The following is a 16,238-nucleotide window of genomic DNA, read 5'->3' as shown; positions in this document are numbered from 1 at the left end:
CGGTACGGGCGCGCGGGTGGGCTCGGCGTCAGGAAGCGGGCGGCGCCTCGACGGTGAGCTCGATGTCGAGGACGGCGCCGCCCTCGGTGGTGATCCGCAGCTTGTACGTGCCCGCCGTGCCGCCCGCGTGGATCTGCGGGATGGAGAGCAGACCGTCCGCGTCGGTCGTCAGACCCGTGAGCGTACTGACGGCGGAGCCGCCGGCCCCCGTGAAGTTGGGGCCCTGGCCGTCCGGAACGGCTTCCCCGGCACTGGTCAGGATCGTGGCGGTGACGGCGACACCGGAGGCGACGGCCCCGTCGAGGGTTGCCTTGACCTGGACGCTGTCGGCGAAGTCGTCGCCCTGGGCGGCGGTCAGCGCGGTGCTGGTCGTCCGGGTGACCGCGTCGGCCCGGCGGGCCGTGACGGTCGCCGTGACGACGAGGCTGAACTGCTGGGTGGTGCCGACGACCGCACGGACCTGGAAGTCGCCCGTGGTCTCGCCCGCCACCAGGGCCGGGGCGACGGCTGTGCCGTCCGCCGCGGTGACGGCGTCGGCGCTCGTGGCCCCGCCGGCGAAGTGGGCGTCGGTGTCACCGCTGATGGTGAAGGTGACGGGAGCCTGGGCGAAGCCTTCGCCCTGGCCGTCGACGGCCCGTACGGTGACGCCTGCGGCGAACTCCCGGCCCGCCATGGCGGTCAGCGTGCCGGTTCCCGCGTTCTCGATGCCGGAGAGTTTGAGGTCCTGGGAGGGCGACGGAGGCGTGGTGGTCGTGGGCGGCTTGCTGGGCAGGGTGTTCCCGGGCTTGCCGCCCGGCGGTGTGCTGGGGCTCGGGGACGGCGAGGCGGTCCCCGGCGTCCCGCCCGGGGACGGGGTGGGCGAGGGAGTTGTGGACGGCGAAGGCGAAGCCGGGCCGGGGGTGGCGGTTGCGGTCGCCGGGCCGGGGGTGGTCGGCAGGACACCGGTTCCGTCGGGCACCGAGTGCGCGCCGTTGTTGTAGTACTCGAACCAGGAACGCACGGTCGACAGGTAGGCGGTGGAGTGGTTGTAGCTCAGCACCGCGCGGTCGATGTTGGTGTCGATGGACAAGTCCCGGGAACCGGCGCAGAGATAGAGCCCGGCCGCGAGCGCCGCGTCGTAGACGTTGTTGGGGTCCTTGCGTCCGTCACCGTTGGCGTCCTGGCCCCAGGTGGCCCAGGTGGACGGGATGAACTGCATCGGCCCGACCGCGCGGTCGTGGACCGCGTCGCTGTCGTAGGCACCGTTGTCCGTGTCCTGGATGAGCGCGAAGCCGTTGCCGTCGAGGGCGGGGCCGAGGATCGGGGTGAGCGTGGTTCCGCTCGCGTCGACCTTGCCGCCGCGCGCCTGTCCCGACTCCACCTTGCCGATGGCGGCGAGGAGTTGCCAGGGAAGCCGGCAGGCCGGGTCGGTGCCGGCGATGGTCGACTGGGCCTGCTTGTACGCGCCGAGGACCGAGGCCGGAATGCCCGACTCGGCGCTGGTGGCGGGCAGACCGGCCGAGACGGTCGGGGTGCCGGGAGTGGTCAGCGGCGGCAGGTCCGTGTGGTAACCGTCCTCGCCGGTGGCGGAGTCCTGTTCGGGTTCGGCCGCGGTCGAGGTGTCGGTCCCGCCGGGGGACGCGGCCTGGCCCAGCGGGGCACCCGGCGCCTGGGAGGCGGAGAGCGCCGCGACGACGGCTGCGGCCACCGCGGTACTGGTTGCCCCTCTGCGCAGGCGACGGCCGAATTGCGCTGCCATATGGTCTGGTCCCTCCCCGACGACGGCTGTTCGCGCTCCCCAGCGCGAGGACTCCCGTGACCCTACGGCAACTTCTGATACTTCAACACAGCCGATTGACCGGTTCTTATGGGTTTTTCACGATGTTCAACACAAGTTGTCCTGCCTCTCGCCTTCGGTGCGGGACAAGCTCCCGGCGGCCCCGCCTCCCGTGGACGGGGCTCTTCGCTACCAGGCTCGCCATGGGCCGGGGGACGTGGCCCGTGCCCTCCGGCACCCTGTTCCGCTTCGTCCCCGACGTCTGCACCGGGCCCGGTTCCGAGCCCGGTTCCGGCTCGCCGCCTCGCTGGTCCCGCCACCTCGTTGGTGGTGTGCGGAGCGTGGGTACGGCTACGGGGAGACGGGCTCCCCGAGGCCCCGGGGAGCAGTACGGGAAACCACGCACGGATCGCACAGGCCGCCACACGGGCCGCACGGATCGCACGGATCGCAAGGGCCGCAGAGAACGCACGGGCCGTGAAGGGCACCGGGAGGGGGCCGACGGCCGGGACTCCTGACGCCAGGTCTCCCGGAGCGAGCCCGGAACCCGCAACCCGGACTCCCCGAGCCCGCGCCCGTTCACCCGCCCCGCCCGCCCAGGACATGCCCGAGCCCGCGCCCGTTCACCCGCCCCGCCCGCCCGGGACATGCCGGAGGCCGGGCACGTCGTGCCCGGCCTCGTCAGCGCCGTACAGGGCGTCGGCGACTGCGGTGCGCCGCGGACTCCCGGTCGACAGCGGTCAGTGCGCCGCGGACTCCCAGTCGGCGCCCACGCCGACCGACACGTCCAGCGGGGCCCGCAGCGACACGGCCGACGCCATCTCGTGGCGCAGGATCCCCTCCACCTCGGCACTTTCGCCCGGGGCGATCTCCAGGACGATTTCGTCGTGGACCTGGAGCAGCATCCGGGACTTCAGCTTCGCCAGGGTCAGCGCCCGGTCCACGTGGAGCATCGCGACCTTCACGATGTCCGCGGCGGTGCCCTGGATCGGGGCGTTGAGGGCCATCCGCTCCGCCGTCTCGCGCCGCTGGCGGTTGTCGCTGTTGAGGTCGGGGAGGTACCGGCGGCGGCCGAAGACCGTCTCGGTGTATCCGGTGGACCTGGCTTCCTCCACGACCCGGTGGAGGTAGTCGCGCACCCCGCCGAAGCGCTCGAAGTACGTGTCCATCAGGCCGCGCGCCTCGCCCGCCTCGATGTTGAGCTGCTGGGAGAGCCCGAACGCGGAGAGGCCGTAGGCGAGTCCGTAGGACATGGCCTTGATCTTGCGCCGCATCTCCGGGTCGACGGCCGACTTGTCCACGCCGAACACCTGGGAGGCGACGGTGGTGTGCAGGTCCTCGCCCGAGGTGAACGCCTCGATCAGGCCGGCGTCCTCGGAGAGGTGGGCCATCACCCGGAGTTCGATCTGGCTGTAGTCCGCCGTCATCAGCGTCTCGAAGCCCTCGCCGACGACGAAGCCCTTGCGGATCGCGCGCCCCTCGTCCGTACGGACCGGGATGTTCTGGAGGTTGGGGTCGGTGGAGGAGAGGCGTCCGGTCGCCGCGACCGTCTGGTTGAAGGTGGTGTGGATGCGTCCGTCGGCCGCGATCGTCTTGATCAGGCCCTCGACGGTGACCCGCAGCTTCGCCTGCTCGCGGTGGCGCAGCATGATCACCGGCAGTTCGTGCTCGGTCTGCGCGGCGAGCCAGGCCAGGGCGTCGGCATCGGTGGTGTAGCCGGTCTTCGTCTTCTTGGTCTTGGGCAGGCCGAGCTCGCCGAAGAGAACTTCCTGGAGCTGCTTGGGCGAGCCGAGGTTGAACTCCCGGCCCACCGCCGCGTGCGCTTCCTTTATGGCCTGCTGCACGGCGCCGGCGAACTGCTGCTCCATCGCCTCCAGATGGGCGCGGTCGGCGGCGATGCCGTGCCGCTCCAGCCGGGCAAGCAGGATCGAGGTGGGCAGCTCCATGTCGTGCAGCAGGTCGAGCGCGCCGACTTCCCTGAGCCGCGTGGAGAACGCGGCACCGAGGTCGAGGACCGCGCGGGCCTGCGTCATCAGGGCGTCCGCCTCGGCGCGATCGTCCGCGCCGAACGCGAGCTGCCCGTCCGCGGCTGCGGCCGGCGCCAGCTCGCGGCCGAGGTACTCCACCGCCAGCGCGTCCAGCGCGAACGACCGGCGTCCCGGCTTCACCAGGTACGCGGCGAGCGCGGTGTCCATGGTGACGCCCTCGATGTGCCAGCCCAGCTCGGGGAAGACCCGCATGGCGCCCTTGGCGTTGTGCAGGACCTTCGGCCGCTCCGGGTCGGCGAGCCAGGCGGTGAACGCCTGCTCGTCCGAGGCGTCGAGCTCCGTCGGGTCCAGCCAGGCCGCGGCCCCGCCGACCGCCGCGAGGGCGATCTCGGTGACGGTGCCGGTGCCGAGCGCCCAGGTGTCCACGGTGGCCACGCCCAGCGGCTGGGCGCCGTGCTCGGCCAGCCAGCCGGCGACCTGTCCGGTGCCCAGCACCGTGCCGTCGAGCTCCACCCCGGCGGCCGGGGCTGGTGCTTCTTCCTCGGCCGCGCCCGGGTCGACGGCGAGCAGTCGCTCCCGCAGGCTCGGGTTGCGGATCTCCAGGACGTCCAGCACCCCGGTGACGGCGGTGCGGTCGTACGGGGCGCGCTCCAGCTCGGCGGGGCCCTTGGGGAGCTCCACGTCGCGCACCATCTCGGTCAGCCGGCGGTTCATCCGCACCGAGTCCAGGTGGTCGCGGAAGTTCTGTCCCGCGACGCCCTTCACCTCGTCGGCGCGCGCCACCAGCTCGTCGAAGGAGCCGAACTCGTTGATCCACTTCGCGGCGGTCTTCTCGCCCACCTTGGGGATGCCGGGAAGGTTGTCCGACGGGTCGCCGCGCAGCGCCGCGAAGTCCGGGTACTGGGCCGGGGTGAGGCCGTACTTCTCCTCGACCTTCTCCGGGGTGAAGCGGGTCAGCTCGGAGACGCCCTTGGTGGGATAGAGGACCGTGACGTTCTCGGTGATGAGCTGGAAGGAGTCGCGGTCGCCCGTGACGATCAGCACCTCGAACCCGGCGGCCTCCGCCTGGGTGGCGAGCGTGGCGATCACGTCGTCGGCCTCGAAGCCGTCGACGGCGAACCGGTCCGCGTGCATCGCGTCCAGCAGCTCGCCGATCAGCTCGACCTGCCCCTTGAACTCGTCGGGGGTCTTGGAGCGGTTCGCCTTGTACTCGGGGAACTCCTGGGAGCGCCAGGTCTTGCGGGACACGTCGAACGCCACAGCGAAGTGGGTGGGCGCCTCGTCGCGCAGCGTGTTCGCCAGCATCGAGGCGAAGCCGTACACGGCGTTCGTCGGCTGCCCCGTCCCGGTCGTGAAATTCTCCGCGGGCAGGGCGAAGAACGCCCGGTACGCCAGGGAGTGCCCGTCCATGAGGAGCAGGCGCGGTCGGTTGTCTGCCGTCTTCTTCGATGCTGTCTCAGCCACATACACGATCCTGCCACGGCCCGCCGACATCACGGACCGCTCGCGGCTTCCGTCGCCCCTTCCTTCCGGGTGCGCTCCCCGACCGCCATGACAGGATCGAACGGGAGAGACCCACGCGCTCGAAGGGGAACACCATGGCCACGAAGCCCCCGACCGGAGACCCGGTCCAGGACGCCCCGCAGGTCCAGGAAGCCCGGCACGCCGCCGCCGGGCTGCCCGCGGTCGCCCATTCGCTGCTCATGGCCCAGCAGCAGATGGGGGTGGGCCGCACCGCACGGACCCTCCTCAGGGTCAACCAGAAGAACGGCTTCGACTGCCCCGGCTGCGCCTGGCCGGAAGGCGACAAACGCCACACCGCGGAGTTCTGCGAGAACGGCGCCAAGGCCGTCGCCGAAGAGGCGACGCTGCGCCGGGTCACCCCGGAGTTCTTCGCCGCGCACCCGGTCGCGGACCTCGCCGGCCGCAGCGGGTACTGGCTCGGCCAGCAGGGCCGCATCACGCAGCCGATGCACCTCCCCGAGGGCGCGGACACCTACGAGCCGATTTCCTGGGACGACGCCTTCGCAATCATTGCCGACGAACTCCGTGCGCTCGCCTCCCCCGACGAGGCCCTCTTCTACACCTCGGGCCGCACCAGCAACGAGGCCGCGTTCCTCCTCCAGCTCTTCGCCCGCGAGTTCGGCACCAACAACCTCCCCGACTGTTCGAACATGTGCCACGAGTCGTCCGGCTCGGCACTCGTGGAGACCATCGGCATAGGCAAGGGCAGCGTCTCGCTGGAGGACCTCCACCAGGCCGATCTGATCATCGTCGCCGGGCAGAACCCTGGCACCAACCACCCGCGCATGCTCTCCGCCCTGGAGAAGGCCAAGCACGCCGGGGCGAAGATCATCTCGGTGAACCCGCTGCCCGAGGCTGGCCTGGAGCGGTTCAAGAACCCCCAGACCCCGCAGGGCATGATCAAGGGCACCGCCCTCACCGACCTCTTCCTCCAGATACGCCTCGGCGGCGACCAAGCCCTCTTCCGCCTCCTCAACAAGCTGATCCTGGAGACCGACGGCGCCGTCGACACCGCCTTCGTCGACGAACACACCCACGGGTACGAGGAGTTCACCCGGGCCGCCCGGGATGCCGACTGGGACGAGACCCTCACCGCCACCGGACTGGAGCGCGCCGACATCGAGAAGGCCCTCGGCCTGGTCCTCGCCTCGGAACGCACCATCGTCTGCTGGGCGATGGGTCTCACCCAGCACAAGCACTCGGTTCCCACCATCCGTGAAGTGGTCAACTTCCTTCTGCTGCGCGGCAACATAGGACGCCCGGGCGCCGGGGTCTGCCCGGTGCGCGGCCACTCCAACGTCCAGGGCGACCGCACCATGGGCATCTACGAGCGCCCCGCGCCCGCCTTCCTCGACGCCCTCGACCGCGAGTTCGGCATCACCTCGCCGCGCCACCACGGCTACGACGTGGTCCGCGCCATCCGCGCCCTGCGCGACGGCGACGCCAAGGTCTTCTTCGCGATGGGCGGCAACTTCGTCGCCGCCACCCCCGACACCGACGTCACCGAAGCCGCGATGCGCCGCGCCCGCCTCACCGTGCACGTGTCCACCAAGCTCAACCGCTCGCACGCCGTCACCGGCAGCCGCGCCCTGATCCTGCCGACGCTGGGCCGCACCGACAAGGACGTCCAGGCCGGCGGCAAGCAGTTCGTCACCGTCGAGGACTCCATGAGCATGGTGCACGCCTCCCGCGGCAACCTCACGCCCGCGAGCCCGCACCTGCTCTCCGAACCCGCCATCGTCGCCCGCATGGCGCGCGCCGCCCTCGGTTCCGGTTCGAGGACCCCGTGGGAGGACTTCGAGAAGGACTACGGCACGATCCGCGACCGCATCTCCCGCGTGGTGCCCGGCTTCGAGGACTTCAACGCACGCGTCGCCCGCCCCGGCGGGTTCACCCTCCCGCACGGCCCGCGCGACGCCCGCCGCTTCCCCACCGCCACCGGAAAGGCCAACTTCACCGCCGCGCCCGTCGAGTACCCCGAACTCCCGGAAGGCAGGCTTCTGTTGCAGACCCTGCGCTCCCACGACCAGTACAACACCACGATCTACGGCCTCGACGACCGCTACCGCGGCATCAAGGACGGCCGCCGCGTCGTCCTCGTCAACCCCGACGACGCCCGCGAACTCGACCTCGCCGACGGCGCCTACACCGACCTCGTCAGCGAGTGGAAGGACGGCACCGAACGCCGCGCCCCCGGCTTCCGGATCGTCCACTACCCCACCGCACGGGGCTGCGCCGCGGCCTACTACCCGGAGACGAACGTCCTGGTGCCGCTCGACTCGACCGCCGACACCAGCAACACACCCGCCAGCAAGTCGGTCGTCGTGCGCTTCGAGAACGCCGGCTGACCGACCGGACGTACGGCCCGCAGGCCCCGGGCCGGGGCGACTCCCCCGCACGGCGGTGGCGGGTCAGAGGGGGGCCGCTCCCGTCGGAACCCCGTCGCGCACCGTGTCGGCGCGGCGGGGCCCGGGGACGCCGATCCCGCCGCCCTCGCTCCCGGTCCGCTCCGCCGCGGCCTCCCGGCGCAGCAGCAGCAGGCCCACCACCGCGACCGCCCCCATCACGGCGAAACCGGTCGCGGGAGTCGAACCGGAGGGGTGCGTCTCGTACACCAGGGCCGCCGAGAGGACTGCCAGCCTCCGGCCGGCGGGCCCCCGGCACGCCCGTACGGCGACGAACGGCACTCCCCACAGGAGGTACCACGGCTGCACCATGGGCGAGAGCACCACCAGTGCCGTCAGCGCCAGCCCCAGAGCCAGTACGGGGTCGGTGCGGCCGACGGCCGAACGCCATCCGAGACGTGCGACGAGCACGGCCGCCGCGGCGAGTCCGAGGAACCGGACGGCCGCCTTCACCGCGTCGTGGTCCGCCCCGGCCGTCAGATGGGCGAGCGCGCCGAGGCCGGCCCCCAGGTCGCTGGAGACGGAGAGCGAGGTGTGGATGCCCGCCGCGACGCTCTGCGTGTGCAGCCAGCCGAAGCCGGTGCCACTCACCGCGGAGACCGCGAGCACCGTGGCGGCGGCGACCAGTCCCGGCCCGAACAGTCCGGTCGAGATCCGTCGTGCGGGCGAACCGGCGGACGCCCTCCCCACCATCACACCGACGAACAGCAGGGCGAGTCCGGCAGGGGACTTGACCATCGTCGCCAGCCCGATCGCGACCGCGCCGAGCACCCAGCGCCCCCGCAGCGCGCACACCGCGCCGGTCAGCGCGAGCCCGGCCATCAGGCCGTCGTTGTGCGCTCCGCCCACCACGTGGATCAGGAGCAGGGGGTTGAGCGCCGCGAGCCACAACGCCCCGCTCTCGTCGGCCCCGTACTCCCGCGCGAGGCGCCGCACCGCCCACACGATCAGCGCCAGCGCCGCCACCGCGACCAGCCGCAGCAGGACGACCGCGGGAACCAGGGTGCCGCCGGTGAGCGCCACCGCGCCCCGCGCCAGCAGCAGGAAGAAGGGGCCGTACGGAGCGGGGGTGTCGGTCCAGTTCCGGCCCACGCTCGCCGCCGCGTCCCCGGCGAACCCCGCCGGGTCCAGGACCGAGGGGCCCTGGCTGTACACGTCGTGCCCTTCGAGAACCATCGCGCCCTGGGCGACGTAGCTGTACACGTCCGCGCTGTACAGGGGCGGCGCCAGCAGCAGCGGTGCCACCCACCAGGCGAGCGTCACCAGCGTGTGCCGTGCGCAGGCGCCGTTGCGGCCGTACGCCCACCAGGCGACGACGAGCACGGTGAGTCCGGTGTAGGCGAGGGCGGCTCCGGCCGTGGTCACCGCCGGGCCCCGGCCCGTCCACCAGCCCCACGGGTCGTGCGCCGGAAGTTTTCCGGCGACCCAGCCGCCCGCACCGACCCCCAGCGAGCCGGCCAGTCCCAGCCGACGACATCCCACGACACCCAGTCCCCGCATCGGGCCAACCTATCGAACCGGGGTGAACGCCATCCTCCCCCGAAGTGGCCGCCCGGGAATGCCCGGCGGACCGGCCCCGGACCGGAACCGCCCGGAACCGGGCTCGACCGGACACGACCGGACACGACGGGGCAGGGACCTAAGCGTCCGCTCAGTGGTCTCTGATAAGAACGGAGCGCACAGCGAAGACATCACCGGACGAACGGAGCCGAACCCATGGGCGACCAGAGCGCACCCGTGTTCCCGCAGGACGTCATCGACGAGTACGCCGCTCTCGGCATCGATCTGCCCGCCCTCTTCTCCGCCGGGCACCTCGGCGAACGGATGGGCGTGCGGATCACCGAAGCATCCGCGGACCGCGTCGTCGGCACCATGCCGGTCGAGGGCAACACCCAGCCCTACGGACTCCTGCACGGCGGGGCGTCCGCCGTGCTCGCCGAGACCCTCGGCTCCATCGGCTCGATGCTGCACGGCGGCGCGGGGAAGATCGCGGTCGGCGTCGACCTCAACTGCACCCATCACCGCGGAGCCCGCAGCGGGCTGGTGACCGGCGTCGCCACCCCCGTGCACCGCGGACGCTCCACCGCCACCTACGAGATCGTCATCACCGACGACCACGACAAGCGCGTGTGCACCGCCCGTCTCACCTGCCTGCTGCGCGAGGCGCCTGCCGCGGGCTGACCCCCCGCGCACTCCGCGCCCCACTCCCCCACCTGCCCGGCCGGGCCCGCGAGCCACCCGGCCGGGCATCTTCATGTGCACTACACGTAGCAACGGTTGACCATGAGAACCAGCCAACTCCCCGGGTATCGCACGGGGTTAGATGCACCACTTCACGCCACCCCGCGAACGCGACGGAGGAGCGAACCACCCGACGTAACACTGCGTAACAGTCGCGCAATGCGCGCGACACCCTCTCCGCACCTCACCCTCCGCCCCTCGGCCCGCTCGCCGCCGACCACCGAACAACCTCGTCCGTCAGGACCAAGATCGCCTCAAGCCCCTTAGCAGAGCTGGGCGTTCTCACCATGCGAGAGGAATCCGCCGCGCCCGATCCTGCACGCGCCCCCTCGCCACCTCAAGCCTTCCTCAAGTCATAACAAGACAGTCACATCCTTGCCCACACCCGTCCACGATCCCACCACCTGCGCCTAGAGTCACCGCCAGTCACCGTGCCGCCGGGCGCGGCAACAGCACGCCCTGTACCCAGTACGTACGGCTTGGCGAACGACAGGCACCTCAACGGAGGAGGCCGCGCCAGGGAAAGGAATTTTCGTGCGACACCGTTCATTGCTCATACTCACCGCAGTGCTCACCACCGGAGCACTCTCCCTCACCGCCTGCGGGTCGCGCGACGACGACAAGGGCAGCGACGGCGCAAGCGGCAGCGGGAAGAACCAGACCGTCGTCATCGGCCTCGACGCCCCCCTGACCGGTGACCTCTCCGCCCTCGGCCTCGGCATCAAGAACTCCGCCGACCTCGCCGTCAAGACGGCGAACAAGGAGAAGACGGTCCCGGGCATCACGTTCGAGCTGCAGCCCCTCGACGACCAGGCCCAGCCCTCCGTCGGCGGCCAGAACGCCCAGAAGTTCATCGGCAACAAGGACCTCGTCGGCGTCGTCGGCCCGCTGAACTCCAGCGTCGCCCAGTCGATGCAGAAGCCCTTCGAAGACGCCAGCCTCACCCAGATCTCGCCCGCCAACACCGGCACCGAGCTGACCCAGGGCGACAACTGGAAGGACGGCGACGCGGCCAAGAAGCGCCCGTTCAAGACGTACTTCCGCACCGCCACCACCGACGCCATCCAGGGCGCCTTCGCCGCGAACTACCTGTACAAGAACGCGGGCATCAAGGACGTCTACCTCATCGACGACCAGAAGACCTACGGCGCCGGCCTCGCCGCCTCCTTCAAGACGACCTTCACCGGCCTCGGTGGAAAGATCGTCGGCAGCGACCACGTCAACCCCGACGACCGCGACTTCAACTCCGTCGTCACCAAGGTGAAGAGCTCCGGCGCCAAGGCCGTCTACTACGGCGGCGAGTACCCCGCCGGCGCGCCCCTGAGCCAGCAGCTCAAGGACAGCGTCAACATCCCGCTCATGGGCGGCGACGGCATGTACAGCGCCGACTTCATCAGCCTCAACAAGAAGGCCCAGGGCGACATCGCCACCTCGGTCGGCAAGCCCGTCGAAGAGCTCGAATCCGCCAAGAAGTTCATCGCGGACTACCAGACGGCCGGCTACAAGGACGCCTACGAGGCGTACGGCGGCGGCACCTACGACGCCACCTGGTCCATCATCGAGGCCGTCAAGATCGTCGCAGCCGAGAACGATGGCAAGCTCCCCGACGACAGCCGCGAGAAGGTCCTCGCCGCCATGGCCAAGGTCCAGTTCGAGGGCGTGACCGGCCCGGTCGCCTTCGACCAGTTCGGCGACACCACCAACACCATGATGACCGCCTACCAGGTCGACGGCGGCAAGTGGGTCTCCAAGCTCAGCGAGGCCGTCACCAAGTAAGCACGGCCACGCCCCACTCCGGTCGCCACCAGGCAACCCGACCGCGCGGGAGCGCCACCAGCGCTCCCGCGCGGTGCCATATCCGAACCACTCCAACGGAGGCCCTGCGGTGCACGAACTGCCGCAACAGCTGGCCAACGGACTCATCCTCGGCGCGATGTACGGACTCATCGCGATCGGCTACACGATGGTCTACGGAATCATCCAGCTCATCAACTTCGCACACGGCGAAATCTTCATGATCGGAGGCTTCGGAGCACTCACCGTGTACCTCTGGATGCCCTCCGGTTGGAACCTCCTCGCCATCGTCCCCCTCATGATCATCGGCGGCGTGATCTGCTCCGTCGCCGTCAGCGTCGCCGCCGAACGCTTCGCCTACCGGCCCCTGCGCAACGCACCCCGCCTCGCCCCCCTCATCACCGCGATCGGCCTCTCCCTCGCCCTCCAGCAGGCCGTCTGGATGTGGTACCCGGACGCCAAGGCCGACCGCTCCTTCCCCCAGTTCAAGGGAAGCGCCTTCGACCTCCTCGGCGCCCACGTCCAGCGCGGCGACCTCTTCGTCCTCGTCGCCGCACCCGTCTGCATGCTCGCCCTCGGCCTCTTCGTCTCCAAGACCCGCGCCGGCCGCGGCATGCAGGCCACCTCGCAGGACCCCGACACCGCCAAGCTCATGGGCATCAACACCGACCGCATCATCGTCATGGCCTTCGCCATCGGTGCCGCGTTCGCCGCCGTCGCCGCCGTCGCCTACGGGCTCAAGAACGGCCAGATCGGCTTCAAAATGGGCTTCATCATGGGCCTCAAGGCCTTCACCGCCGCCGTACTCGGCGGCATCGGCAACATCTACGGCGCCATGCTCGGCGGCGTCGTCCTCGGCCTCGCCGAAGCACTCGCCACCGGCTACATGAGCGACGTCCCCGGCATGGAACTCTTCGGCGGCGGCGCCTGGAAGGACGTGTGGGCCTTCGTGCTCCTCATCGTCGTCCTCCTACTGCGGCCACAAGGGCTGCTCGGCGAACGCGTCGCGGATCGGGCGTGACAGCGATGACCACACACACCACCCGCGCCCCTCTCGACCTGCCCCCCGCGACCGCCCGCGCCCTCACCACAGCCGGCACGGCCGTCGCCCTCGCGGGCACCTTCCTCGCCTGGACCTGGACCGACGAGTTCCCCGGCGACCTCACCGTCACCGGCTACCCCGGCGGCCTCCAGGTCCTCACCCTCGCCGGCTCCCTCGTCACCCTGCTCCTCATCCTCTCCGGATACGGCGTCCGAGGACTCGGCTGGCTCACCCCCGGCGGCACCAACACCTCCGTGCGCTACGCCGCACTCGCCGTCCTCGCCACCACCGGCTACGCCGTCGGCGCCATCACCGTCGACCTCGGCGGCGTCGTCAACCTCGAACCCGGAGCCTGGGTCAGCCTCGCCGGTGCGCTCGTCGCCACGCTCGCCGCCTTCGGCCTCCCCGCCGACCAGGCGCTCGCCGACGAGAACCCCAGCGGACTCGCCGTCCTCGGCAACAGCCTGACCGCCCCCGCTCCGGGTCGCGCCCGCGAACTCCCCTCCTGGGCCGAAATCCTCATCATCGCCACCTCCTTCGGCGTCGCCCTCTACCTCTTCTCGTTCATCATCGACACCGAGTACACCGAACTCTTCATCGGTTCGCTGCTCACCTTCGGCTTCGGTTTCACCGCCCTCCACCGCGCCGGCATCATCAACCGCCTCACCGCGCTGACGGTCAAACACCGCAACGTCACCCTCACCGCAGCCCTCGTCGCCGCCTTCTGCTTCCCCTTCACGCAGTCCACCGGGGAATACACGCTCATCGGCACGAACATCCTCATCTTCGCGGCCGTCGCCCTGGGCCTCAACGTCGTCGTCGGGCTCGCCGGCCTCCTCGACCTCGGATACGTCGCCTTCCTCGGCGTCGGCGCCTACACCTCCGCCCTCGTCTCCGGCGCGTCCGCCTCCGCGATCGGCATCCACTTCCCCTTCTGGGCGGCGGCCCTCACCGGAGCAGGCGTCTCCCTGGTCTTCGGCGTCTTCATCGGCGCCCCCACCCTGCGGCTGCGCGGCGACTACCTCGCCATCGTCACCCTCGGCTTCGGAGAGATCTTCCGCGTCACCGTCAACAACCTCAACGGCAACAGCGGACCCGACCTCACCAACGGATCCCAGGGCATCCCCTCCATCCCCGACCTCGACATCTTCGGATTCGCCTTCGGGGAGAGCCACGACATCGGCCCCTTCAGCCTCAGCAGGTCCGCCAACTACTTCCTGCTGATGCTCCTCGTCACCGCCGTCGTCGTCCTCGTCTTCCGCCGCTCCGGCGACTCCCGCATCGGCCGCGCCTGGGTCGCCATCCGCGAGGACGAGACCGCCGCCACCGCCATGGGCATCAACGCCTTCCGGCTCAAGCTCCTCGCCTTCGCCCTCGGCGCCACCCTCGCCGGCCTCGCCGGGACCGTCCAGGCCCACGTCAACTACACCGTGACGCCCGAGCAGTACCAGTTCGCCGGCGCCGTACCACCGAACTCCGCCTTCCTCCTCGCCGCCGTCATCCTCGGCGGCATGGGCACCCTCAGCGGACCCTTCGTCGGCGCCGCACTCCTCTACCTCATCCCGGCCAAGCTCCAGTTCATGCAGGACTACCAGCTCCTCCTCTTCGGCATCGCACTCATCCTGCTGATGCGCTTCCGCCCCGAAGGCCTCATCGCCGACCGTCGGAAGCAACTCGAATTCCACGAAGCCGACGAGAAGAACCCGGACGACCAGCCCGACGTACCCGAACCACGGCAGCCCGAGGACACCGGCGCCGGCATCGCCAAGGCGGGGGCGTGACCACCGTGACCACCACCACGAACACCACCGAAAACCCCGGAGCCCCCGCCACCGGCGGCACCGTACTCGACGCCACCGGCGTGACCATGCGCTTCGGCGGCCTCACCGCCGTACGCGACGTCTCCCTCACCGTCGACAGCGGCGAGATCGTCGGCCTCATCGGCCCCAACGGCGCCGGAAAGACCACCTTCTTCAACTGCCTCACCGGCCTCTACGTCCCCACCGAAGGCACGGTCAGCTACAAGGGCACCGTCCTGCCGCCCAAGCCCCACCTCGTCACCCAGGCAGGCATCGCCCGGACCTTCCAGAACATCCGGCTCTTCGCCAACATGACCGTCCTGGAGAACGTCCTCGTCGGCCGCCACACCCGCACCGACGACGGACTCTGGTCCGCCCTGCTGCGCCTCCCCAGCCACACCCGCGCAGAGAAGGCCAGCCGCGAACGCTCCATGGAGCTCCTGGAGTTCATCGGCCTCGCCCACAAGGCGGACCATCTCGCGCGCAACCTCCCCTACGGCGAACAGCGCAAGCTGGAGATCGCGCGCGCCCTCGCCAGCGACCCCGGACTCCTCCTCCTCGACGAGCCCACCGCCGGCATGAACCCGCAGGAAACCCGCGTCACCGAAGAGCTCATCTTCGCCATCCGCGACCAGGGCATCGCCGTACTCGTCATCGAGCACGACATGCGCTTCATCTTCAACCTCTGCGACCGCGTCGCCTGCCTCGTCCAGGGCGAGAAGCTCGTCGAAGGCACCCCCAGCACCGTCCAGAGCGACGAACGCGTCATCGCCGCCTACCTCGGCACCCCATTCGAAGGGGCCCCCGGCGCCGACGAGGTGGCCGAGGTCGAGGCCGCCGAGACCCAGGCCGGCCATCACACCGTGGAGAGCACCACGGCCGGCGAGAGCACCACCGGCACCACCGCCGAGGAGGAAACCTCATGACCGCGCTCCTGGAAGTCGAGGACCTCCGCGTCGCCTACGGCAAGATCGAGGCCGTCAAGGGCATCTCCTTCAGCGTCGAAGCCGGTCAGGTCGTCACCCTCATCGGCACCAACGGCGCCGGGAAGACGACGACCCTGCGCACCCTCTCCGGGCTCCTCAAGCCGGCAGGCGGGCGCATCGTCTTCGACGGGAAACCCCTCACCGGCGTCCCGGCCCACCAGATCGTCTCCCTGGGCCTCGCCCACTCCCCCGAGGGACGCCACATCTTCCCCCGGCTGACGATCTCCGAGAACCTCCTCCTCGGCGCCTACCTGCGCAGCGACAGGGCGGGCATCGAGAAGGACGTCCAGCGCGCCTACGACCTCTTCCCCATACTCGGGGAACGTCGCAAGCAGTCCGCCGGAACCCTCTCGGGCGGCGAACAGCAGATGCTGGCCATGGGACGGGCCATGATGTCGCGGCCCAAGCTGCTCATGCTCGACGAACCCTCCATGGGCCTCTCCCCGATCATGATGCAGAAGATCATGCAGACCATCGTCGAGCTCCGGTCCTCCGGTACGACGATCCTCCTGGTCGAGCAGAACGCCCAGGCGGCGCTCTCCCTGGCGGACCAGGGTCACGTCATGGAGATCGGCAAGATCGTCCTCTCGGGGACCGGGGCGGATCTCCTGCACGACGAGTCCGTCCGCAAGGCGTACCTCGGCGAGGACTGACGGGCCTCGCGCACGTACAAGGCGGGCCCGCACCCCGAGGGATCGGGGTG

Annotated in this window: 10 protein-coding genes; 7 read left to right on the top strand and 3 right to left on the bottom strand. The window is 70.5% G+C overall.

Annotation, left to right across the window (positions count from 1 at the left end):
* Positions 1-28: 28 nt before the first annotated feature.
* Both ACFWEP_RS19500 and polA read right to left on the bottom strand, forming a co-directional pair.
* A complete protein-coding gene (locus ACFWEP_RS19500; protein WP_387371541.1) occupies positions 29-1,738 on the bottom strand; it encodes a lytic transglycosylase domain-containing protein in 1,710 nt (569 codons plus the stop codon).
* A gap of 758 nt (positions 1,739-2,496) precedes the next feature.
* Positions 2,497-5,208, bottom strand: coding sequence for a DNA polymerase I (gene polA / locus ACFWEP_RS19495; protein ID WP_387371540.1), 2,712 nt, complete (start codon positions 5,206-5,208; stop codon positions 2,497-2,499).
* Positions 5,209-5,342: 134 nt separating this feature from the next.
* Between polA and ACFWEP_RS19490 the strand changes: the two genes are divergently transcribed.
* The gene (locus ACFWEP_RS19490; RefSeq protein ID WP_387371539.1) at positions 5,343-7,616 is read left to right on the top strand and encodes an FdhF/YdeP family oxidoreductase; all 2,274 of its coding nucleotides are present in this window, start codon (positions 5,343-5,345) and stop codon (positions 7,614-7,616) included.
* A gap of 63 nt (positions 7,617-7,679) precedes the next feature.
* Here ACFWEP_RS19490 and mptB read toward each other — a convergent pair whose 3' ends face one another.
* Positions 7,680-9,173: a polyprenol phosphomannose-dependent alpha 1,6 mannosyltransferase MptB gene (gene mptB, locus ACFWEP_RS19485; RefSeq protein WP_387371538.1), complete on the bottom strand. Its 1,494-nt coding sequence runs from the start codon at positions 9,171-9,173 to the stop codon at positions 7,680-7,682.
* A gap of 216 nt (positions 9,174-9,389) precedes the next feature.
* Here mptB and ACFWEP_RS19480 point away from each other — a divergent pair, with 216 nt between their 5' ends.
* The 6 genes from ACFWEP_RS19480 to ACFWEP_RS19455 all read left to right on the top strand — a co-directional run bounded on the left by ACFWEP_RS19480 (position 9,390) and on the right by ACFWEP_RS19455 (position 16,188).
* Positions 9,390-9,854 carry a PaaI family thioesterase gene (locus tag ACFWEP_RS19480; RefSeq protein ID WP_387371537.1) on the top strand — a complete coding sequence of 155 codons (465 nt, stop codon included), beginning with the start codon at positions 9,390-9,392 and terminating at the stop codon, positions 9,852-9,854.
* A 609-nt stretch (positions 9,855-10,463) separates the two neighbouring features.
* Positions 10,464-11,690 (top strand): branched-chain amino acid ABC transporter substrate-binding protein, encoded by a 1,227-nt coding sequence (locus ACFWEP_RS19475; protein WP_387371542.1) that lies wholly within the window; start codon positions 10,464-10,466, stop codon positions 11,688-11,690.
* Between the two features lie 109 nt (positions 11,691-11,799).
* Positions 11,800-12,729, top strand: a complete 930-nt coding sequence (locus tag ACFWEP_RS19470; protein WP_387371536.1) for a branched-chain amino acid ABC transporter permease — start codon at positions 11,800-11,802, stop codon at positions 12,727-12,729.
* A gap of 5 nt (positions 12,730-12,734) precedes the next feature.
* The gene (locus ACFWEP_RS19465) at positions 12,735-14,531 is read left to right on the top strand and encodes a branched-chain amino acid ABC transporter permease (protein ID WP_387371535.1); all 1,797 of its coding nucleotides are present in this window, start codon (positions 12,735-12,737) and stop codon (positions 14,529-14,531) included.
* Positions 14,528-15,475, top strand: coding sequence for an ABC transporter ATP-binding protein (locus ACFWEP_RS19460; RefSeq protein ID WP_387371534.1), 948 nt, complete (start codon positions 14,528-14,530; stop codon positions 15,473-15,475). The genes ACFWEP_RS19465 and ACFWEP_RS19460 overlap by 4 nt, the downstream gene beginning before the upstream one ends.
* Complete coding sequence (locus ACFWEP_RS19455) at positions 15,472-16,188, top strand: ABC transporter ATP-binding protein (RefSeq protein ID WP_387371533.1); 717 nt, start codon at positions 15,472-15,474, stop codon at positions 16,186-16,188. The genes ACFWEP_RS19460 and ACFWEP_RS19455 overlap by 4 nt, the downstream gene beginning before the upstream one ends.
* Positions 16,189-16,238: the final 50 nt, after the last annotated feature.

It is taken from the genome of Streptomyces sp. NPDC060198, from assembly GCF_042728415.1.
Taxonomy (GTDB): domain Bacteria; phylum Actinomycetota; class Actinomycetes; order Streptomycetales; family Streptomycetaceae; genus Streptomyces.
This window is presented reverse-complemented; position numbering and strand designations above follow the sequence as displayed.

Bases quoted from the DNA above. Each gene is read 5' to 3' on its own strand.
- ACFWEP_RS19500 (WP_387371541.1), bottom strand. From the start codon at position 1,738: ATGGCAGCGCAATTCGGCCGTCGCCTGCGCAGAGGGGCAACCAGTACC.
- ACFWEP_RS19490 (WP_387371539.1), top strand. From the start codon at position 5,343: ATGGCCACGAAGCCCCCGACCGGAGACCCGGTCCAGGACGCCCCGCAG.
- mptB (WP_387371538.1), bottom strand. From the start codon at position 9,173: ATGCGGGGACTGGGTGTCGTGGGATGTCGTCGGCTGGGACTGGCCGGC.
- ACFWEP_RS19480 (WP_387371537.1), top strand. From the start codon at position 9,390: ATGGGCGACCAGAGCGCACCCGTGTTCCCGCAGGACGTCATCGACGAG.
- ACFWEP_RS19465 (WP_387371535.1), top strand. From the start codon at position 12,735: ATGACCACACACACCACCCGCGCCCCTCTCGACCTGCCCCCCGCGACC.
- ACFWEP_RS19455 (WP_387371533.1), top strand. From the start codon at position 15,472: ATGACCGCGCTCCTGGAAGTCGAGGACCTCCGCGTCGCCTACGGCAAG.